The organism is Kitasatospora sp. NE20-6 (genome assembly GCF_045862635.1).
This window is the reverse complement of record NZ_BPRL01000019.1, coordinates 78,467-98,590: the sequence shown is the minus strand read 5'-3', so window position 1 is coordinate 98,590 and position 20,124 is coordinate 78,467. Positions and strand designations below refer to the sequence as shown.

Annotated in this window: 17 protein-coding genes and 1 tRNA gene; 6 read left to right on the top strand and 12 right to left on the bottom strand. The window is 74.9% G+C overall.

The features are described 5' to 3' along the window. Nucleotides 1-38: 38 nt before the first annotated feature. From SNE206_RS16845 to SNE206_RS16835, 3 genes are read right to left on the bottom strand one after another with little or no spacing between them, the layout of a single operon-like run. Nucleotides 39-1,100, bottom strand: a complete 1,062-nt coding sequence (locus SNE206_RS16845; protein WP_407914187.1) for an iron-containing alcohol dehydrogenase family protein — start codon at nucleotides 1,098-1,100, stop codon at nucleotides 39-41. Next, the gene (locus SNE206_RS16840; RefSeq protein WP_407914186.1) at nucleotides 1,088-1,843 is read right to left on the bottom strand and encodes a sugar phosphate nucleotidyltransferase; all 756 of its coding nucleotides are present in this window, start codon (nucleotides 1,841-1,843) and stop codon (nucleotides 1,088-1,090) included. Before SNE206_RS16840 ends, SNE206_RS16845 begins: the two co-directional genes overlap by 13 nt. Further along, a complete protein-coding gene (locus SNE206_RS16835; protein ID WP_407914250.1) occupies nucleotides 1,840-3,684 on the bottom strand; it encodes a DUF5941 domain-containing protein in 1,845 nt (614 codons plus the stop codon). Before SNE206_RS16835 ends, SNE206_RS16840 begins: the two co-directional genes overlap by 4 nt. Nucleotides 3,685-4,416: 732 nt before the next feature. Here SNE206_RS16835 and idi point away from each other — a divergent pair. After that, a complete protein-coding gene (gene idi / locus SNE206_RS16830; protein WP_407914249.1) occupies nucleotides 4,417-4,944 on the top strand; it encodes an isopentenyl-diphosphate Delta-isomerase in 528 nt (175 codons plus the stop codon). Nucleotides 4,945-4,974: 30 nt separating this feature from the next. Here the strand turns inward: idi and SNE206_RS16825 are convergent, their stop codons facing one another. Continuing rightward, nucleotides 4,975-5,613: an ATP-binding protein gene (locus SNE206_RS16825; RefSeq protein ID WP_407914185.1), complete on the bottom strand. Its 639-nt coding sequence runs from the start codon at nucleotides 5,611-5,613 to the stop codon at nucleotides 4,975-4,977. A 545-nt stretch (nucleotides 5,614-6,158) separates the two neighbouring features. On the opposite strand from SNE206_RS16825, the gene SNE206_RS16820 reads away from it, so the two are divergent. The 3 genes from SNE206_RS16820 to SNE206_RS16810 all read left to right on the top strand — a co-directional run bounded on the left by SNE206_RS16820 (nucleotide 6,159) and on the right by SNE206_RS16810 (nucleotide 10,366). Then, nucleotides 6,159-6,243, top strand: a tRNA-Leu gene (locus SNE206_RS16820). 511 nt (nucleotides 6,244-6,754) lie between these two features. Continuing rightward, entirely contained in the window at nucleotides 6,755-9,889 is a 3,135-nt protein-coding gene (locus tag SNE206_RS16815) for an AAA domain-containing protein (RefSeq protein WP_407914184.1), read from the top strand. A gap of 108 nt (nucleotides 9,890-9,997) precedes the next feature. Further along, a complete protein-coding gene (locus SNE206_RS16810; protein WP_407914183.1) occupies nucleotides 9,998-10,366 on the top strand; it encodes a PadR family transcriptional regulator in 369 nt (122 codons plus the stop codon). Between the two features lie 135 nt (nucleotides 10,367-10,501). On the opposite strand, the gene SNE206_RS16805 is transcribed toward SNE206_RS16810, so the two are convergent. The 5 genes from SNE206_RS16805 to SNE206_RS16785 form a co-directional block, all read right to left on the bottom strand. Continuing rightward, nucleotides 10,502-11,623, bottom strand: coding sequence for a PP2C family protein-serine/threonine phosphatase (locus SNE206_RS16805; RefSeq protein ID WP_407914182.1), 1,122 nt, complete (start codon nucleotides 11,621-11,623; stop codon nucleotides 10,502-10,504). Between the two features lie 113 nt (nucleotides 11,624-11,736). Continuing rightward, nucleotides 11,737-12,288, bottom strand: a complete 552-nt coding sequence (gene yidD, locus SNE206_RS16800; RefSeq protein WP_407914181.1) for a membrane protein insertion efficiency factor YidD — start codon at nucleotides 12,286-12,288, stop codon at nucleotides 11,737-11,739. A 132-nt stretch (nucleotides 12,289-12,420) separates the two neighbouring features. Continuing rightward, on the bottom strand, nucleotides 12,421-12,825 hold the full coding sequence (locus SNE206_RS16795) for a DUF779 domain-containing protein (RefSeq protein ID WP_407914180.1): 405 nt from the start codon (nucleotides 12,823-12,825) through the stop codon (nucleotides 12,421-12,423). Next, nucleotides 12,825-14,342 carry an aldehyde dehydrogenase gene (gene adh, locus SNE206_RS16790; protein WP_407914179.1) on the bottom strand — a complete coding sequence of 506 codons (1,518 nt, stop codon included), beginning with the start codon at nucleotides 14,340-14,342 and terminating at the stop codon, nucleotides 12,825-12,827. Before adh ends, SNE206_RS16795 begins: the two co-directional genes overlap by 1 nt. A gap of 204 nt (nucleotides 14,343-14,546) precedes the next feature. Then, the gene (locus tag SNE206_RS16785) at nucleotides 14,547-15,770 is read right to left on the bottom strand and encodes a GAF domain-containing protein (protein WP_407914178.1); all 1,224 of its coding nucleotides are present in this window, start codon (nucleotides 15,768-15,770) and stop codon (nucleotides 14,547-14,549) included. Nucleotides 15,771-16,197: 427 nt separating this feature from the next. Here SNE206_RS16785 and SNE206_RS16780 point away from each other — a divergent pair, with 427 nt between their 5' ends. Beyond that, nucleotides 16,198-17,064, top strand: a complete 867-nt coding sequence (locus SNE206_RS16780) for a GNAT family N-acetyltransferase (protein WP_407914177.1) — start codon at nucleotides 16,198-16,200, stop codon at nucleotides 17,062-17,064. After that, nucleotides 17,061-17,909 carry a lysophospholipid acyltransferase family protein gene (locus SNE206_RS16775; protein ID WP_407914176.1) on the top strand — a complete coding sequence of 283 codons (849 nt, stop codon included), beginning with the start codon at nucleotides 17,061-17,063 and terminating at the stop codon, nucleotides 17,907-17,909. Before SNE206_RS16780 ends, SNE206_RS16775 begins: the two co-directional genes overlap by 4 nt. Before the next feature lie 34 nt (nucleotides 17,910-17,943). Here SNE206_RS16775 and SNE206_RS16770 read toward each other — a convergent pair whose 3' ends face one another. The 3 genes from SNE206_RS16770 to SNE206_RS16760 form a co-directional block, all read right to left on the bottom strand. After that, on the bottom strand, nucleotides 17,944-18,300 hold the full coding sequence (locus tag SNE206_RS16770) for a DoxX family protein (RefSeq protein WP_407914175.1): 357 nt from the start codon (nucleotides 18,298-18,300) through the stop codon (nucleotides 17,944-17,946). Between the two features lie 29 nt (nucleotides 18,301-18,329). After that, nucleotides 18,330-19,013, bottom strand: coding sequence for an NAD(P)-dependent oxidoreductase (locus SNE206_RS16765; RefSeq protein WP_407914174.1), 684 nt, complete (start codon nucleotides 19,011-19,013; stop codon nucleotides 18,330-18,332). A gap of 174 nt (nucleotides 19,014-19,187) precedes the next feature. After that, complete coding sequence (locus SNE206_RS16760; RefSeq protein ID WP_407914173.1) at nucleotides 19,188-20,045, bottom strand: SDR family oxidoreductase; 858 nt, start codon at nucleotides 20,043-20,045, stop codon at nucleotides 19,188-19,190. Nucleotides 20,046-20,124 lie beyond the last annotated feature (79 nt).

Here is a 20,124-nt window from a genome sequence, read left to right as displayed (position 1 = left end):
CGATGGAGGGGCGGCGGGTCAGGTCGACCGGAGGGCGTTCAGCGGTGGACTGATTGGACATAGTCGGCGTACGCGTCCCTGATGTCGGATGGGGAGAGGTCGAGGTGTTCCAGGATGGTGAAGCGCCCGGGACGGGTGTTCGGGGCGTAGTGCACCGCCTCGGTGAACTCCGCCTCGGTGAATCCGATCTCGTCGGCCGTCACCGGCAGGCCGTGGCTCGCCAGGCGTTCGGCGATCAGGCCGGTCAGCTCGCGCTCGCCCCGCAGGAAGCTCGCGAAGGCCGCACCGAGGCCGACCTGCTCGCCGTGCTGGGCGGACCGCTTGGGGTGGAGCACGTCCAGGGCGTGCGAGATCTCGTGGCAGGCACCCGACGAGGGCCGGGTGCTGCCCGCGATGTTCATCGCGATGCCGGACAGTACCAGGGCCTCCGACAGCGTCATCAGGAGGTCCTGGTCCTCCAGGCTCCCGGGGTGCCGGAGGAGGTTCTCGCCGGCCGAGCGCGCCATGGCGACGGCGAGGCCGTCGACGGGCTCGCCGGTGACCCGCTGGGAGAGCTCCCAGTCGGCGCAGGCCGAGATGTTGGAGATGACGTCGCCGATGCCGGCCGCCACGAAGCGCTGCGGGGCCTTGCGGATGACGTCGAGGTCGACGACGATCCCGATCGGGCTGGGCACCCCGTACGAGCCGCGGCCGGCGTCGTTGTCGAGGATGGAGACCGGCGAGCAGATGCCGTCGTGCGCGAGGTTGGTGGCGACCGCGACGACCGGCAGGCCGACCCGGGCCGCCGCGTACTTCGCCGCATCGATGATCTTGCCGCCGCCGAGGCCGACGAGGGCGTCGAAGTGGCCGCCGCGCATCTGGTCGGCGAGGCGCACCGCGCTGTCGAGGGTGCCGTCGGCGACCTCGTACCAGGCGGCGCCCGGGAGCAGCGGTTCGAGCCGCTCCCGGAGCACCGTGCCGGAGCCGCTGCTGATCGCCACCGCTATCCGCCCGGAGGCGGACAGCCGCTGGTCGGCGAGGATGCCGCCGAGCGCGTCGAGGGCGCCCGGGCGGATCTCGACGAAGACGGGCGACGGCAGCAGCCGGGTCAGTACTGGCACGCGATCTCCCGCGCGCGGGCCAGGTCGTCGTGGTTGTCGACCTCGACCCAGGTGACCTCGCCGATCGGCTGCACGTCGATGCGCAGGCCGCGGTGGACCATCTCCTGGTAGCCGTCCTCGTAGTACAGCTGCGGGTCGCGCTCGAAGGTCGCCTGCAGGGCGTCCGCGAGGGCGTCCTTCGCGGACGGGTTGACGATCGTGACGCCGATGTACTCGCCGGTGGCCTCGGAGGGGTCCATCAGCTTGGTGATGCGGCGCATGCCGAGGGCGGGGTCGACGACGACCTTCATCTCCTCGTCGGCCAGCTTCTTCACGGTGTCCAGGGCCAGCAGGATGCCGGGGGCGGCGCCCGCCGCGGTCAGCCGGTCGTTGCCGTCGAGCATGGTGCGCTGCACGGACGCGGGGTGCACGGTGTCGCCGTTGGCGAGCAGCAGTCCCTCGCCGAAGAGGTCGCGGGCGCACCACAGGGAGTAGGCGTTGTTCCACTCCTCGGCCTTGTCGTTCTCGACCAGGGTGAGCTTGACGCCGTACTTCTGCTCCAGGGCGTCCTTGCGGTCGTACACCGCCTCCTTGCGGTAGCCGACCACGATGGCGGCCTCGCGCAGCCCCACCTCGGCGAAGTTGCCGAGGGTGAGGTCCAGGACGGTCCGCTCGCCGTCGACCGGCACCAGCGCCTTGGGCAGGGTGTCGGTGTACGGACGGAGCCGGCGGCCGGCGCCGGCTGCCAGGACGAGGCCGATCATGCGGTGTCTCCTGATTCGTCGTGTTCTGCCGTGGCGTCGCCGAACACCCAGAAGTGGATGGACTCGGCGACGACGACCAGGGCCAGGACGGCGGCCAGCGCCACCAGCACGCCCTGCAGGGCGGCCGCTCCGGGCCCCTCGTGGCCGACGGGCCCGGTCGGGGCACCGCCGTACACGAGTGCGGCGCAGAGGGTGACGAGCAGGACCCGGCCCTCCTGTCCGCCGGTCGCGCGTACCAGCCAGCGGGCCGGCGCGCCGGTGCCGCCGCGGAGGCGGTACACCGTGTCGTAGTGATGGTAGGCGACGGCCGCGACCAGCCCGAACGCGGCCGGGAGGGCGGCGGTGTCCAGGCGCAGTGCCAGGGCGAGGACGGTCAGGTACTCGCCGGCGCGGAAGAACGCGGGGGCGAGCCAGTCGAGGGCGCCGGTGAGCCGGCGGGCCAGGACGAGCGAGCCGAGCAGGACGTAGCCGGCCGCGGCGCCGACCGCGGCCCAGGTGCCGCCGAGGCCGTACGCGGCGAGCGGCATGCCCGCGGCGGCGACGGCGGCCAGCAGCGGGACGGCGAGGGAGGGCAGCCTCAGGGCGACGGGCCGCAGGACCGGGGCGAGCAGCTCGGCGAGCGGGCCGCCGTCGGTGAGCACCGCGACCTCGCGGGCGGCCTGGGCGGTGCGGGGGCGGCGCCGGTTGACCGAGCGCAGCACCCGGCCTGCCGTGGTGTAGCAGCAGGCGAGGCCGCAGCCGACGAGGAGCACGGTGAGGGTGGTCCGCGGGGTGGTGAGGGCCGTGAGCAGGGCTATGAGGGCCCAGCGCTCGCCGATCGGCAGCACGATGATCCGGCGGGCCCAGACCGTCCAGCCGAGGCGGTCGAGGCGGTTGGACAGCTGCGCGGTGGGGCTGCTGCTCGCGGCCTGCGCCTTGGTGCCGGCGGTGGCGGGGTTGCGCGCGGTCTCCTGGTCGGCGGCCATGAAGGCGAAGTCGACGCTGTGCCGGAAGGTCATGAGGACCATCGCGGCGAGGGCGAGCGCCCACACGTGGTCGCCGGTGCGGGCGCCGGCGATCGCGAGGCCCGCGTAGAACGCGTACTCCTTGGCGCGGTCGAAGGTGGCGTCGAGCCAGGCGCCGACCGTGGAGTACCGGAGGGAGTAGCGGGCCAGCTGGCCGTCCGTGCAGTCGAGCACGAAGGAGAGCAGCAGCAGGACGCCGGCGGCGACGAAGCCGGGCCGGGTCGCGGTGGCCGCGCTCGCGGCGGCGACGAGTGCGGTGACCAGCGAGGCGGTGGTCACCTGGTTCGGCGTGAGGCCGCGGCGGGCGCACCAGCGCGCGAGGTACCGCGAGTACGGGCTGACGCAGAAGGTGGTGAAGAAGCCGTCCCGGCCCTTCACCGCGCGGCGCAGCCGGACGGCCTCCTCGTCGACGGCGGCGACGCCGGCGCGGGCGGCGGCCAGCTCGTCGCCGGTGCCGGGCACGGTCGCGACGAGGGTGCCGAGGTCGGGGTGCTGCACGGGGGTGCCGGCCTGGTGCAGGGCGGCGGCCAGCGCGTCCGGGAGCGGGGTCGCGGCGTCGGCCGTGCCGGCCAGCCGGCGGGCCGCGGCGCGCAGCGCGTCCAGGGCGGGTGCTCCGGCGACGGCGAGCGCTCCGGGCACCGCGCCCGCCGGGTACCGGGGGTCGGTGAGGCCGAGGCGCAGGGCGTGCCGGTGGCCGACGAAGCCAGCGTCGACGACGGCGACGCGCTCCGCGGGGCCGGCCTCGGCGAGGAGGGCGGCGACGTCGCCGGCGTCGGCCGCGTGCAGGACGCGGTCGAAGCCGAGGTCCGCCAGGTCGGCGGCGAGGACGGCGGGCACGGTGCGGGGGGCGGTGCGGCCGGTCTGCACGGGGATCGGCAGTGCGGTCACGGTGGCGGTGGCTCCCGCCCCGGCGCGTCCGCCGGAGCCCGTCGCGACGAGCGGCAGGGAGCCGCCCGGTCCTTCGACGGCCGACGGCGCGGAGCCGGTCACGATCACGGTGGACAGCGGGACTCACTCCCTGGCGTTGTGTACGTCCGGCCACAACGGGGTGCGGTGGGACAGGATGTGGTGGTGGCGCCGCCCTGCGGGTCCGGCGCACCGGTCGAGGCTACCGGACGGGGCGTTTGCCCCCGAATCGGGCATCCTCTGCGCGGCGGCAGGATGGGCCGGGTGCAAACAGCGTCCCGGCGGGGCGGTCTGCGGCCGACCGGGCCGCGGAGCCGTTCGGATCATCATTCCGGACGGCACGCTCCGCATTCAAGCCAGGGACCGGCGGATTTAGGGCACACGTCCGATCACCGAACAGACACAAGATGAAGAACCGGGGACGGAATCGTTCAGCATTCGAACGCATCTCCCGATCATTCGCCCCTTCCCGTGCCACATGTGCGTCGCACGGCCGGGACCTCCGGCCATGGGGCAGACTTGGGGCCCGACGCCACTTGCGAAGGGGATTCCATGTCCGACATCTCGTCGACCGACCGGACGCACACCCTCCCGGAGATCGACACAGATCTCGACACGGATCCCGGAACGGCGGCCGGCCCCGCCGCGGCCGCGACGGAGATCATGCTGGAGCTCGTCGACGACGACGGCCACACCATCGGCACCGCCGAGAAGCTCTGGGCCCACCAGCAGCCCGGCCGCCTGCACCGCGCCTTCTCGGTGTTCCTCTTCGACCAGCAGGGCCGCCTCCTGCTGCAGCGCCGCGCCCTCGGCAAGTACCACTCGCCCGGGGTCTGGTCGAACACCTGCTGCGGCCACCCGTACCCCGGCGAGCAGCCGTTCGTCGCCGCGGCCCGCCGCACCGCGGAGGAACTCGGCGCCGCACCCGCGCTGCTCTGCGAGGCCGGCACCGTCCGCTACGACCTGCCCGACGAGGCCTCCGGCCTGATCGAGCGCGAGTGGAACCACCTCTTCGTCGGCCTCGTCACGGCCGACCTCGTGCCCGACCCGGACGAGATCGCCGACACCCGCTTCGTCACCGCGGACGAGCTCAAGGCCCTGGAGGCGGAGAAGCCGTTCTCCGCCTGGTTCCGGACGGTCTTCGACGCGGCCCTGCCCGGCATCCGGGAGATCACCGGCCGCGGCTGGTAGCGCCCTCCGGCCGACCGGGCGTCCGGGGCGTCACAGCTCCCAGGGGTGCCCGGCCGGCTCGTCCGCACCCGCCGGGACCGGCAGGGAGGCCCAGATCACCTTGCCCCCGTCGCCGGTGCGCTCCACGTCGCACACCCCGCCCGCCTGCAGGGTCACGCTCTTGACCAGCAGCAGCCCCCGGCCGCCGAGCTTGCCGAGATCACTCTCCAGCGCTTTCGGCCGGTAGGGGTGGAGGTCCTCCACGGCGATCCGCACCTGGCCCTCGCCGATCGTCAGCTCGGTCGTGAGCTTCGGCGACACCACGGCGGCGTGCGTGACGGCATTGCTGACCAGCTCGGAGACGATCAGCAGCAGATCGTCGATCAGCTCCTGGTACCGCTCCCCCGCCATGCCCTGGGCCAGCAGCCGGTCGCGGACCTCATGGCGGGTCCGCGGCACCGCCGCCTCCTCCGCGACGGCGGCGAAGCGCCAGACACCCGGCACGGGGCCCGTACCGCCCTCACGTCCCGGGGCGGGGCCCGTACCCGGGGCGGGGTTCCCGCAGTCGTCGGCCGGGTCGTCGCGCCGCGGGGAACGCTCCTCGCGGCGTGTGCCGGGAGGGGCCGCCCGGCCCGCGTCCGGGGCCTCCACCGCCGACCGGCGCGAGGCCGCCTCGCTGATCTGTTCCACGTCCAGCCACCCTTCGCATCGTGACGGGAGGCTCCGCCGCAGGCCGCGCGCGGGCCCTCACGAGCCGGCGGCCTTTCGGGAATCGGGCGTTCCGCAAGGCTCCCTCGGTCCACAGAGGCTAGGAGAGCACCCGTCGCCCCCTGGGGAAGGGACTGGAACTTGGCGGCGGGTGAACTGTTCAGACCACTTGCGAACGCAACCGGACCGCATCGGTCCGATCGCGACTCGTTCTACCAGCGGAACGGTCAGTCTGCCGAGGGTTTTCCCAGATCAGCACGATCGCCGGGCGCAGCCTTCACCCCGGGCACACCGGCCCCACCACCCTCCCCCGCATCCGCGGCCGACGCCCGTACCGCCTCCGCCCGCTCCCACGCCCGCCCGGGCGCATGTCCGTTTCGCCATGATCCATACCCATTCACCGGCATCTCCTCGCACCCGCCGCCCAGGGGTGCAGAAACGCAGGTGAGAAGCACTCCCCGGGCCTGGTAATGTTCTCTCTGTCGCCAGGGGGCGAAGGAAACAGAAGCCCCGAGGCAACACACCCCGTCCGGGTGGCGGAATGGCAGACGCGCTAGCTTGAGGTGCTAGTGCCCTTTATCGGGCGTGGGGGTTCAAGTCCCCCCTCGGACACAGACAGGCCGAATGCGGGCCGGGAGAAATCCCGGTCCGCATTCGGCTTTTATGCGTTCCGGGCCGCCCACACCGAAGCCGGTCCCGCTACCGGTGGAACTCCGCCCGCCCCGGCCCGACGGGAGGAATGTCGCGACGGGCCGTCGGCCCGGCGGCTTCCCGTTGCGGGCCTCCTCCGACACGCCCCCCGCGCACCCGGCCCTGCCCTTCACGGAATGCACACAGGGCGGCACGGGCGACGGTGGCGGGGCAGCGCGCGTTCCGGCGGCTCTCCTCACGACTGGGGGACGTACGCCCGGCAGGTCCGGGGAGGCGACGGGACCAGCGCGTCCGCGCGGTCCGGGACACGCCGTTTCCAGGTCGACGCCACCGGGCCCTCGATCACCCGGAAGTGACTGTCAGTCAAAATCTGCCGTCCGGAGCCGATCGCAGGTCCGGACGGCAGGGTTCCCTGTCATCGGGAACGGATACGATCTTTCCAGCACGCCAGTTGACATCGTCTGGGGGATCGATGGCAGAGCGGCACCGTCCTGGACCGGTCGAGGATCTGCTCACGGCGGTACGCGCGGAGATCGCCGCCTGCCGCCGGGACGCGAGCGCGGGCTCCGAGAAGGTCGTCCTGCACGACGGCCGCCGGATCGGCGGCGGGGAGCGTTCGGAGTTCCTCTTCTCCTGCCGTGGCTGGCGGGACTCGTTCGACGGCAGGCCGCTGGTGGTGCGCCCGGAGCGGTCTCAGCAGCCGTGGGCCGCCGCCGAGGTGACGCGGATGCCGGACGGGACGGTCCGGGTGGTGACGGCCGCCGATCTGGGTGACGGGCCGGCGACGGTGCTGCTGCGGGAGGACGACGCCTCGAACTGGTCGGCGCTGGCCGACCGGCTGGAGGCGGCGGGCCGTGAGGACGGGCCGGTGGACCACGCGATGGCGGGCCTGGTCCTGGGGCTGGGCGATCCGGTGATCGCGGCGGTGCCCGACCCGGCCCGCTGGGTGGCGCGGTGGAACGACCTGCCGCTCAACCCGGCGCAGCGCGCAGCGGTGGAACGGGCGCTCGGCAGCAGTGCGTTGTTCCTGTGGGGGCCGCCCGGGACGGGGAAGACCGACGTGGTCGCGCACATCGCCGAGGGGTGCTACCGCCAGGGACTCAACCTGCTCTTCCTCGCGCCGACGAACGTCGCGGTGGACCAGGCGCTGGAGCGGATGTGCGATCTGCTGCGCGGGGAGGACGGTTTCGCCGGGGGGCTGGTCCAGCGGGCCGGTGACATCGCGGTCGCGAGCCTGGAGCAGAACTACGGCGACCAGGTCGACCCGGTGCGGATCGCGGGCCGGGTCGGGGCGGGGATCGACGCGGCACTCGCGGCGGCGCAGGCCCGGCTGACGGCGGTCCGCGCGGATCTGCAGGTCCACGACGAGGGTGCCGGGTTGGCCGCCGCGCTCGTGTCGGCGGGCGAACGCCAGGCCGCGGCCTCCGACGACCTGGACCGGGCGGTGCTGGAGGTCCTGCGGCTCGACGCCGAGGCGGCGGCCCTGCGCGTCAGGATCGCCGCGCCGGGCGTCCCCCCGGGCCTGACGGCCGATCGCAGGACAGCTCAACTGGAGCAGGCCCGGCGGAAGTTGGCGGAGGTCACGCAGGCCCAGGCGGAGGTCTGGCACCGGCAGAACGGGGCGCAGCAGGAGCAGCGGACCAGTGCCGCCGCGGTCGGCGAGCTGCAGGCCCGACTCGCCGGCGTGGCGTCGCGGCTCGCCGTGCTGCCGGCCCGTGCGCGTCTCGTCGAGCAGGCCGACGCCCTGCAGCGGGAGTTGAACGAGCTGGACCGCCGGCGGCGCGGCCTGGAGGACGAGGTGCGGGCGCGCTGCAGGATCAAGGGCGCGACGGTCAGCAAGGCGATCCAGTCACGCAAGCTGCTGGACCGGGTGGACGTGGTGGTCCTCGACGAGGCCGGGATGGTGGATCTCCCCTCCGCCTGGTACGTGGCGGGGCTGGCAGGCAAGCGCGTGGTGCTCGCGGGCGACTTCCGCCAGCTGCCCGCCATCACCAAGGGCGGTGGCGACCGCCTGGCGACCGGGCCCGAGCAGGAGCACTCGCGCCGGTGGGCCGAGCGTGACGCCTTCCATGCCGCCGGCCTGGTGACAGCCGCGGGCTCCGCCCGTCTCGACGACCCCCGGCTGGTGGGGCTGGGCACGCAGTACCGGATGCACTCGGAGATCTGCGGCGTGGTCAACACCGTCGCCTACCCGGACGCGCCGCTGCGCACCGGGCGGCCCGACGGCACCCGGCTGCCCGCGTCCCCGTTGCTGGACGGTCCGCTGGTGCTGATCGACACGTCCTCGCGGCGCATCCCGGGCCGGGACCACAAGTCGAACGCCGTCCACGAGGCCGTCGTCCACCAGCTGGTCCGCGGACTGCAGTACGACGGGGTGCTGCCGGGCCGCAACTGGACCGGCGGGGCCCCGGGTGGGCGGCCGGTCGAGCGGATGGCCGTCATCGCGCCCTACAAGGACCAGGTCAGGGCGCTCGACACCAGCCTCGGGTACCGTTTCGGCGAGGAGTACGAGGGACTGGTCGACACCGTCCACCGGTTCCAGGGCAGTCAGCGGCCGCTGGTGATCATCGACACCGTCGCGGGTGCCGGCCGCTCCCCCGGGTACTTCTACGCGGGGACGGGACTCTCCTCGAACACCTGCCGCCTGCTGAACGTCGCCCTCAGCCGCGCCCAGGACCACCTGGTCGTGGTCGCCGACGTCGAGCACCTGCGCGCGAACCTGGCCCCGCACAGCGAGGCCGTACGGATGCTGGACCACCTGGAACGGCACGCCCGGCGCCTCTCCGTCGACCAGCTCGTCCCCTTCCGGGCCGCGGCCGAGCTGGGCGAGCTCTCCACGGAGGAGTTGTCGCGGCCGTCCTTCTTCCCTGCCGACGAGGTGCCGCGCGCGGTCGCCTGGGACCTGCGTCAGGCCGCCAAGTCGGTCGAGATCTACTGCGCGTTCCTCGACCCGGGGCCGGTGCGGTACTGGAGCGGCCCGCTGCGGGAACTCGGTGCGCGCGGCGTGCAGGTCACGGTCTTCACCCGGGACCACTCCTCGACCCCTCACAAGGCGGCGCTGGTGAGGAACCTGCGGGCCGCCGGCTGCCGGGTCGAACAGCGCGACCGGATGCACGAGAAGGTCCTCATCGTCGACGAGTCCGTGCTCTGGCACGGGTCGCTGAACCTGCTCTGCAACTCCGGTCCGACCGACCTCATGATGCGTGTCACGGACCACGAGGCCTGTCGGCGCGTCCGCCGCATCATCGACCGGGCCCGCCCCGAGCGGCGCGGCCGGGACGGCGGCGCGAAGGCCTCCGCGGATACGGCGCCCGGCGCCGGGCACGCCGCCCCGGAGCGGCCCCTGGCAGCGGCACTGCTTCCCGCCGCCGCCCCTGCCACCGCCCCTGCTACCACCGGCGGCAGCTCCGGACACGCCGCGGCGGGGGCGGACCGTCCCGCGCCGGGTGCCGAGGTGGGCGGGCGGCTCTACCTGAGCGTCCCCTTCGCCGAGAAGGACCAGGTCAAACGCGAGCTCGGGGCCCGCTGGGACGGGCAGCACAAGCTCTGGTGGGTCGCCCCGGACAAGCGCCCCGCCGCCCGGCGCTGGCTCCCACCGGAAGCGTAGCCGCCACACTTCCGGCCAGGACGCTCCAAAAGAAGGCAAGTTGACGCATCATCAGTGCACGGACCGGACTCTTGCACCGCAAGACTCTTGTCGTGCACGACAGTTGCCATGGGAGACACCGACACTCCCCGCACGCAGTGGCTGCGCGGCGTGCTCGACCTGTGCCTGCTGGCCGTCATCGCCGAACGGCCCACGTACGGCTACGAGATGACCGTCCGCCTGGCCGGAGCCGGCCTGGAGGTCGCGAGCGGGTCGATCTATCCGGCCCTCGGACGGCTCCGCAGCCGCGCCCTGGTCGAGGTGTTCCGGCAGCCCGGCGAGGGCGGCCCGGAACGCACCTACTACCGGCTGACCGCCGAGGGCACCGAGGTGCTGGGCACCTGGGGCCGGGAGTGGGGAGCGTTCGCGCGCGGTGTCGGCACCCTGGTGGCGGACACGCCGTCCGCCCCGCGGAGTGGAGGAGAGCATGGCGACTGATGTCGTGGCACGGGCCCGCCGCACCTGGCGGCGGCTCGGGGTGGCACCACCGGTGGCGGCGGAGATGGCGGAGGAGCTGGCGGCCGACAGGGTCGTGGTCCGCGGGCGGCGCCGGCGGACCGGTGCCGGACGGGTTCAGCCGCTCCGCACGTCCACGGCGGTGTCGGCGTCGGCCAGGTAGGTGACCGCGAGCACGGCCATGTCGTCGTCGCGCGGTCCGCCCGTCCAGCGGGCGACGTCGGCGAAGACGGTGTCGACGACCTGCTGGGGGCCGTGCAGGGGCCCCAGGTCGGGGAGGCGCTTCGCGGGGTCGTAGAACTCGCCGCCGGCGTCGCGGGCCTCGGTGACGCCGTCGGTGATCAGCAGCAGGGTGTCCCCCGCGGCCAGCGGCCAGGTGTCGGGCGGCGGGCGGGGCCCGCCGAGGGCGCCCATGCCGAGCGGGAGGCCGGGTTCGGCGGGTGTCAGGGCCTTCACCTGGCCGCCGTTGAGGAGGTACGCGGCGGGGTGCCCGCAGTTCACCAGGCGCAGGGTGCCGTCCTCGGGGTCGAGCTCGCCGATCAGCGCGGTGATGAAGCCCTCGGTGCGCACCTCCTCGTCGGCCCGGTCGCTGTCGACGACCTCCCGCACCAGGGAGCGTTCGAGTCCGTCGGCCAGCGCGGTCAGGTCCTCGGCGAGCACGGCGAGCTCACGGAACGAGCCGAGCAGCACCGAGACGGCCCGGACGGCCTGCAGGCCCTTGCCGCGGACGTCCGCGATCAGCACGCGGGTGCCGTGCGGGGTGCGCTGCACGGCGTACGCGTCGCCGCCGATCCGGGCCTCCGTACCGGCGGCCTGGTAGCCGGCGGCGACGGCGAGCGGGCCGACGGCGGAGGGCGGGGGCGGCAGTACCGCGCTCTGGGCGGCCTCGGCGACCGACCTGACCGCGTCGAGGCGCCGGCCGTGGCGGGCGATCACGCGGTTGACCCAGACGCCGATGAGGGCGGCGAGGAGCGTGTTGAGGAGTTCCAGGTAGCCGGCGGTCGTCCCGACGGAGCCGTCCTGCACGGTCATCACCAGCACGACGAGGACGGTCGCCACGCCGAAGCCGATGGTGACCGGCAGGGAGAGGAGCGCGCCGGCCGTGACGCAGGCGGCGGACATCAGCGGGTCGCCCCAGTAGTCGACGGTGTCCAGCTCGTTCCAGAGCGTCCCGCCGACGAAGAGCGCAGCCGGTACGAACCGCAGGTAACGCGGCCCGTGGTTGGAGACGGGTGCCATCTGCCACCCCGCTTCGGCCGGACGCCGGACACCGCGATTCTATCCCGCCGGGCCCGTCCGGCCCGGTGGGAGCGGCGGGAGCGGCCCGGACGGCACCGGCGGGAGCGGCGGTGTCAGCGGCGCGGCACGGGGTCGTGCCCGCCCGTCGTGCCCGGACGGCAGCGCAGCAGCCGGCCCGCGGTGAGCCGGGCCCCGCGGAGGGCGCCGTGCCGGTGCAGCGCCTGCACGGCGTACGTCGAGCACGACGGCGTGTACGGGCAGCAGGCCCGGCGGCGCGGGCTGATCTCCGTGCGGTAGTGGTGCACCGCGCCGTACAGCCCTGCGGCGAGCAGGCCGCGCGGCACGGGTGCGGCGGGATCGGCCGGGCCGTGCGCCCGGCGCCCGCCGAGGGAGCCGACGGCGGCGCGGAGGGCGGAGACCGCCGTCAGCGGGATCAGCACGACGAGGCAGGGGTCGGCGAGCTCGCCGAGGCAGTCGCAGCCGTCGCAGCAGTCCTTGTCGCGCTTGGGCCTGCGCCGGCGGGCCTCCTCCCAGGCGCGCCGCTGTGCCTGGCGCCGGCGGCGCTCCGACGCGGGCAGCCACCACCAGGCCCGTGGGGGCCTCCTGGTCGGCACCCCCTGCGGTGCGCCCTGCTGCGGTCTCCCGTACGGGTCGTACTGCGCCATCGACGGCCCCCTCCGCTCGTACCGTGCCGTTCCCCGGCCGGCACCCCAATGTAGGCCACCTGGGGTGCCGGCCACCCGGTGCGGGCCACCGCGGGGGCCCGCACCGGGTGCCACCGGCGGCGGGGACGGCCGTCACGCCGGGCCGGCGCCGGTGCGCGGGGGCGGGCCGGCGGCGAGCAGGGCGGACTCCGCCGCGCTGAACAGCCGGGAGCGGACGAGGAACCGTACGCCTTCGGGGGCTTCGAGCGAGAAGCCGCTGCCCCGGCCGGGCACGACGTCGACGGTCAGGTGGGTGTGCCGCCAGCGCGCGTACTGGTCGGCGCCCATCCAGAACGGCGTGCCGCCGTGGAGCCGGCCGAGCAGCACGTCGGCGGCGCCGACCCTGAACTCGCCGCGCGGGTAGCACATCGGTGCGCTGCCGTCGCAGCAGCCGCCGGACTGGTGGAACATCACCGGTCCGTGCACCGCGGTGAGCCGGTCGATCAACTCCGCCGCGGGCACGGTGAGTCCGACCCGTGCGACGCCCTCGGCGGTCATCAGAAGAAGCCGAGCCGCTGTGCGGAGTAGCTGACGAGGAGGTTCTTGGTCTGCTGGTAGTGGTCGAGCATCATCTTGTGCGTCTCGCGGCCGATGCCGGACTTCTTGTAGCCGCCGAACGCCGCGTGCGCGGGGTACGCGTGGTAGCAGTTCGTCCAGACCCGGCCCGCCTTGATCTCGCGGCCCAGCCGGTAGGCGGTGTTGCCGTCGCGGGTCCACACGCCGGCGCCGAGGCCGTAGAGCGTGTCGTTGGCGAGGTGCAGGGCCTCCTCGACGGTGTCGTAGGTGGTGACGGAGACGACCGGGCCGAAGATCTCCTCCTGGAAGATCCGCATGTCGTTGGTGCCGCGGAAGATCGTCGGCTCGATGTAGTAGCCGCCCTCCAGGCCGGGCACCGTGCGGGCGTTGCCGCCGGTGAGGACCTCGGCGCCCTCCTGCCGGCCGATGTCGAGGTAGGAGAGGATCTTCTCGTACTGGTCGTTGCTCGCCTGGGCGCCGATCATGGTCGCGGGGTCGAGCGGGTCGCCCGCGACGATGGCCGCGGTGCGCTCGACGCAACGGGCCATGAACGCGTCGTAGATCGACGAGTGGACGAGCGCCCGGGACGGGCAGGTGCACACCTCACCCTGGTTGAGGGCGAACATCACGAAGCCCTCGACGGCCTTGTCGAGGTAGTCGTCGTCGGCCGCCATGACGTCCGGCAGGAAGATGTTCGGGCTCTTGCCGCCGAGTTCGAGCGTGACGGGGATGATGTTCTCGCTGGCGTACTGCATGATCAGGCGTCCGGTGGTGGTCTCCCCGGTGAAGGCGATCTTGGCGACGCGGGGGCTGGACGCGAGCGGCTTGCCCGCCTCGACGCCGAAGCCGTTGACGACGTTCAGCACACCGGGCGGCAGCAGGTCGGCAATGAGCTCGACGACGAGCAGGATCGAGACCGGCGTCTGCTCGGCGGGCTTGAGCACCACGCAGTTGCCCGCGGCGAGGGCCGGGGCGAGCTTCCACGCGGCCATGAGGATCGGGAAGTTCCACGGGATGATCTGCCCGACCACCCCGAGCGGCTCGTGGAAGTGGTACGCGACGGTGTCGGCGTCGACCTCGGCGATGCTGCCCTCCTGCGCACGCACCGCCCCCGCGAAGTAGCGGAAGTGGTCGACGGCGAGCGGCAGATCAGCGGCGAGGGTCTCGCGGACAGGCTTGCCGTTCTCCCAGGTCTCGGCGACGGCCAGCTTCTCGAGGTTCTGCTCGATCCGGTCGGCGATCCGGTTGAGGAGGTTGGCGCGCTCGGTGGCCGAGGTTCGACCCCACGCCTCGGCGGCGATGTGCGCGGCGTCCAGGGCGAGTTCGACGTCGGCCGCGGTGGAGCGGGCGACCTGGCAGAACGTGCGGCCGGTGACCGGCGAGGGGTTGTCGAAGTAGCGCCCGTCCACCGGGGCGACCCACTTGCCTCCGATGAAGTTGTCGTAGCGCGGGGCGAAGCTGACGATGCTGTCCTCTGTGCCGGGCTGCGCGTACACCATGGCGGCTCTCCTCGTCGAAAGGCGCGGTCGTACCGGGGGGCGGCCGCGGCGGGCGTCCCGCCCTCCGCGACGCGGGTCACTCTCGCGGTTCCGGGTTGGTGAAAGGTTGGCGCCGTCGCCCTGCGCCCGCGCCCTGTCCGGCCGATGGCGGAGGCGGGAGCGGGGGCTGGGCGGGAGCGGGGACGGAGGCGGGGGACGGCCGGGTCACTCCCCCAGGGCCGCGTGCAGCCGGCCGAGGACGAGCGCCCGGCGCGGATCGCCCGGGGCGAGGGTGCGCAGCGCGTGCTCGTGCACCTCGGCGTCGTACGGGACGAGGGCGCCGTAGCGCAGCGCGTGGTCGGGCCCCGGCCCGGCGAGTACGGCGGAGCGGACGGCGACCTCCAGCCAGGTGCGCCGCTCGACGATGCCGGGGGCTTCGGAACGCGGCAGCAGCGGTCCGCCGTAGTGGTGCAGGGCGGTGGCGGTGTCACCGCGTTCGAGGGCGCGCAGCACGGTGGCGGCGTCGCAGTCGACGGCCTCGGTGAGCCGGTAGCGGCGCGGGGCGATGGCACCGCCGAGGGCGCGCCGCAGGTGGGAGACCTCGGCCTTGAAGGTGGACGGGCTGACCGGGCGGTCACCGTACAGCGCCGCGTGCAGCCCGGCGGCGGTGTAGCCCGCGGGTTCGAGGGCGAGGAGGGCGAGGAGTTCGACCTGGCGGGGCGGGAGGCGCAGCGGGCGGCCGTCGCGGGTGGCGGCGTCGCCGCCGAGGCAGCGCAGGCGCAGGCCGGGCGCGGACGCGGTGCGGACGGTGCCGAGCCGGGCCTCGACGGCGGAGGCGAGGGTGCGGACGGTGGTGAGGGCGAGCGGGTGCGAGCGGTCCCAGGTGGTGGAGAGGTCGAGGACGCCGAGGATGTGCCCGTCCGGGCGGCGGATCGGCGCGCAGTAGCAGACCCAGCCGTGCAGGGCGGAGACGAGGTGTTCGGCGGAGAAGACCGTGGCGGGGCGGCCGGTGCGCAGGGCGAGGGAGAGCGCGTTGGTGCCCATGGCCGGTTCGTCCCAGCGGCCGCCGGGCGCGAAGTTGACCTGCTCGGCCTTGCGCCGCATGACCCGGCCGCCGCAGGTCCACAGGATCGTGCCGGACTCGTCGGTGACGGCGGCGACGAACCCGGCGTCGTCGGCGACGGAGCGCAACTCCCCGGCGAGGCCGTCGACGGGGGTGCGCAGGGGCGAGCCCGCCCAGAGCGGCCGGGGTTCCCCGCTCTCGGAGCAGGGGGCGCTGGTGCGGCCGGGGTCGACGGTGGGCCGGCAGCGGAGCCAGGAGTCGGCGACCTCGGGGCGTACCGCGGCCGGGTCGTGCGGCGCGAGGCCGCGGCGGGCGGCCGGATCGGGCACCCAGCGGGACCACGCGTCCTCCAGCGCCACCCTGCGCCTGCGGAGATCACCGTGCACGGTCTCGGCCCCCTCGACCCGGGTTCGTCGACGGCCGGGCCCGCCCCGCCCGCCCGGCGGGGCTCCCGGCAGGGGTGTCCTTCCCTCCCGGGGGCCCGCTCACCCCGGGCGGCGGCACGGTGCGGACGGCGGCGGGGCCCAATGGCGGCGGGGTACGGGCGGCGGGGACGGCGGGCGCACGGGGCCGGGTGGCGGCACCGGTGGGGCCGGTGCCGCGGGCGGGGCTGCGGCGGCGTACGGGGGCGGGTGGTGACGGGGCCGCGCCAGGCGTTCAGCCGGTCCACATCTGCGCTCCGTCGCGCCGCAACCTCGATGCCGACCGGCCACGGGAGACATACGGGTGACCCGCCCGTCATGTGTCCGACGGGCCCGGGCCAGTCCGGAGAGCCGTGCGTCCCGCCCCGTCCACGACCATGGAGAGCCCGCCATGACCACCGCCCCCGCCCTCTCAGCGTCCGTGCCCGCGCAGGCGGCCCCGCCCGTGGCGCAGCCGCCGCTCCGCGCCCGTACGCCCGCGAGCACACCCGCACCCGCACCCGCACCCGCACCCGCACCCGCACCCGCCGAGGGCTACTCGATCGCCCTCGCCCAGGACGAGGGTGACGTCCGCGCCGCGCAGCGGCTGCGCCACCTCGTGTTCGGCGAGGAGATGGGCGCCGCGCTGGCGAGTCCGGTGCCGGGCCTGGACGTCGACCCGTTCGACGACTTCTGCGACCACCTGCTGGTGCGGGAGAACACGACCGGCACCGTCGTCGGCACCTACCGGCTGCTCCGCCCGCAGGCCGCCCGGCGCGCCGGACGGCTGTACTCGGACACCGAGTTCGACCTGACCCGGCTCGCCGGGCTGCGCAACGGCATCGTCGAGGTCGGCCGGTCCTGCATCCACCCCGACCACCGCGGCAGCGGCGCGGTCATCAACCTGATGTGGGGCGGCATCGCCCGCTACCTGTCGTCCACCGGCAACACCTGGGTGGCGGGCTGCTGCTCGGTGCCGCTGGCCGACGGCGGCGTGCAGGCGGCGGGCGTCCGTGACACGGTCCTCGCCAAGTACCTCGCGCCGGAGGAGTACCGGGTGGCGCCGCTGCGGCCGTGGCAGCACGCGGGTGTCGGACGCCCGGCCCGCGCCGTCGTGCCGCCGCTGCTCCGCGGCTACCTGCGGCTGGGGGCGTGGGTGTGCGGCGAGCCCGCGTACGACCCGGCGTTCGAGGTCGCCGACCTGTTCGTCCTGCTGTCGCTGGAGCGCACCGACCCGCGCTACCTGCGGCACTTCCTCTCCACCGGCTCCGCCTTGTGAGCGCCTGGCTGCCGACGGCGCCGTGCACGCCGGAGGACTGCGTCGCCGACCCGTCGCCGGTGGCCGGCGGCGCCCGGCAGGTGCTCCGCGCGGTCGGCGGCGCGACGGTGCTGCTCACGGGTGTCGCCCTGGCGCCCGCCGTGCAGGCCTGCTGCGGGCCGGCGCTGCGGCAGCGGCTGGTACGGCGCTGGGCGCTGCTGCTGCTCGCCTCCCTGGGGGTGCGGGTGCGGGTGGGGCCGGTCCCGGCGGCGGAGGGCGGTGTGCTGGTGGTGTCCAACCACGTGTCGTGGCTGGACATCCCGCTGATCGCGGCCGTCGGGCCGGGCCGGATGCTCGCCAAGTCGGAGGTGCGGGGCTGGCCGGTGCTGGGCCCGCTGACCGTGCGGCTGGGCACCCTCTTCATCGACCGCGACCGGCTGCGCACCCTGCCGCGCACGGTCGGGGAGATCGCCGCGGCACTGGGCCGCGGCGAGCGCGTGGTGGTGTTCCCCGAGGGCAGCACCTGGTGCGGGCGGCGCGGCGGACGGTTCCGGCCGGCGCTGTTCGAGGCCGCGGTGCGCGCGGGGGCCGCCGTGCAGCCGGTACGGGTCGGCTACCGGCTGCCGGACGGGAGCACGGCGACGGTCGCGGCGTTCGTCGGGGACGACGGCCTGCCCGCCTCGCTGCGCCGGGTGGTCGCCGCCCGCGGGCTGGTGGCGGAGGTGGCGTTCCTGCCGCCGGTCCCCGCGGCCGCGCACGAGGGCCGGCGGGCGCTGGCCCGCGCGGCGCAGGCCGCCGTGCTGGGCGGGCCGACGGCGCCGGCGGTGGAGGAGTCCGCCGGGCACCGCAGCCTGCGGGCCGCCTGACGCCGCACCGGTCTCCGCCCGGCCGGGGGGAATGTCAGGCCAGGCCGTGCTCGGCCGCCCCGGCCGCCAGGGCGGCGGCCGAGAGCAGCAGGAAGCCGAGCGCGAGCCCGAACGAGCGGTCGCCGGACCGGAGATGGACGGCGATCGCGCCGACGAAGAACAGCACCAGGCCGGTGGCGGCGGCGGTGCCCGGCAGCGGTACGGCGAAGCCGGCGAGCAGGCCCGCGGCGGCGGCCGTCTTCAGCAGGCCGAGCGGGAACAGCCAGGAGGCGGGGACACCGGCCGCGGCCATGCTGGTGGTGATCCGTTCGTAGCGGGCGAGGTCGAGCACGCCTGACATGGCGGTGGCGGCGACGCACAGGAGCGTCACGGCGGTGTACAGGACGAACACGTGTCTTCTCCTTCGAGGATGACCGACCGTCAGGTGGCGATGGAGACGATCTTCCGGATGCTCCGGGGCTGTTCGGGCAGGTGCAGCATGAGGTGGGCGACGTCGGCCCGCGGGACCGTCCGGCCGCCGCGGATGTTGCGGCCCTCGGCGGTGCGGTATCGGCCGGTCAGGGGGCGGTCGGTGAGCCGCGGCGGACGGACGACCGTCCAGTCGAGGGCGCTGCCGAGCACCTCCTCCTCCATCAGTGCGAGGTCGGCGTAGTGCGCCCGCAGGGCGGCCTTGACGAGCGGGTTGAGCACGTGGCGCATGACGAAGCCGTCGCCGGGGTCGTGCCGGGGCGGCGCCGGGCGGTCAGGGGTGGGCACGGTGCCGATCGGCGCGGCGCTGACCACGACGAGCCGGCGGGCACCGGTGGCCTGCATCGCGCGGATCACGGCGTCGGTGCCGCGCCGGGCGACCCCGTGGTCGGCGGCGGTGCGGGCGCCGAGGCCGGAGAGCACGGCGTCGGCCCCGTCGACGGCGGCTTCGAGCCGGGCGGGGTCGGCGTCCGCCAGGTCGGTCGTCACGACGCGGACGCCGTCGAGCGGCCGGCCGTCGGCGGTGAGCCGGGCGGGGTTGCGGACGACGGCGGTGATCTCGTGGCCGGCGGCGAGCGCCTGGTCGAGGAGCAGCCGGCCGATGCCGCCGGTCGCGGCGATGACGGTGATCTTCACGGTGTCCTCCTGAGGGGACGCCCAGGTCGGGCGGTACGGGCGGGACGGGTGGGACGGGTCCGGGGCGGGCCGGACGGGGCCCGGGTGTACGGGGGCCGGGTGCACGAGGGCCGGGTGCACGGGGGCTGGGTGCACGGGGGCCGGGTGTACGGGGGCGGAAACCGGTGCGGGCCGTCAGGCACGGAAGTCGTCCGCGTGGTCGGCGACCCAGTCGCCGTAGCCGCGCGCGGGCCGGCCGAGCACCTCGGCGACGGTGTCGGTGACGGCGGCGGGCCGGTCGAGTTCGCGCCGGTAGCGGGCCATCAGGGCGGTGACGAAGGGCTCGGCGACGCCCTGGCGGACCATGGCCAGGGCCGCCGCGTCGGCGGGTACCGCCTGGTGGCGCAGCGGCCGGCCGAGCACGCGGCCGATCTCGGTGACCATCGCGGCGTGGGTGAGGGCACGGGGGCCGGTGAGTTCGAGGCGGCGGCCGTGGAGTCCGTCGGTGGTGAGGGCGGCGGCGGCGACCTCTGCGAGGTCGCGCTCGTGGACGGGGGCCTCGGCGAAGTCCGGGTAGGGGCCGCGGACGGTGTCGCCGGCCCGGATCTGCGCGCCCCAGGCGTGCAGGCTGCTGGCGGCGAAGGTGCCGGACCGCAGGCTGGTCCAGGCGAGGCCGCTGCCGGCCGCGGCGTCCTCGGCCTCCTTGTTGCGGTCGCCGCGGTGGCGGGAGGGCTGGTCGTCGGGGTCGTCGTCGATGTTGAGGGCGGTGAGGGCGACGACGCGGCGGACCCCGTGGTCGCGGGCGAGTGCGACGAGTGCGTCCGCGGATTCCCCGGCCGCGCGGGGGTGCAGGAAGAGTGCGGTGACGCCGTCGAGGGCGGGGGCGAGGCCGGACGGCCGGGACGGGTCGCCGGTGACGGTCTCCACGCCTGCGGGCGGTGGCGGCGCCGCTGCGGGGTTGCGGCTGACGGCGCGGACGGCGTGACCGGCTGCGGCGAGGGTCTCGACGAGGGGGCGTCCGACGAGGCCGGTGGCTCCGGTGACGAGGATCATGGCGGTGTCTTCCGTTCGATTCGGTTCGGGTCCGGGTGAAGGTGCGGGCGAAGGTGCGGGTGCGGGTGCGGGTGCAGTC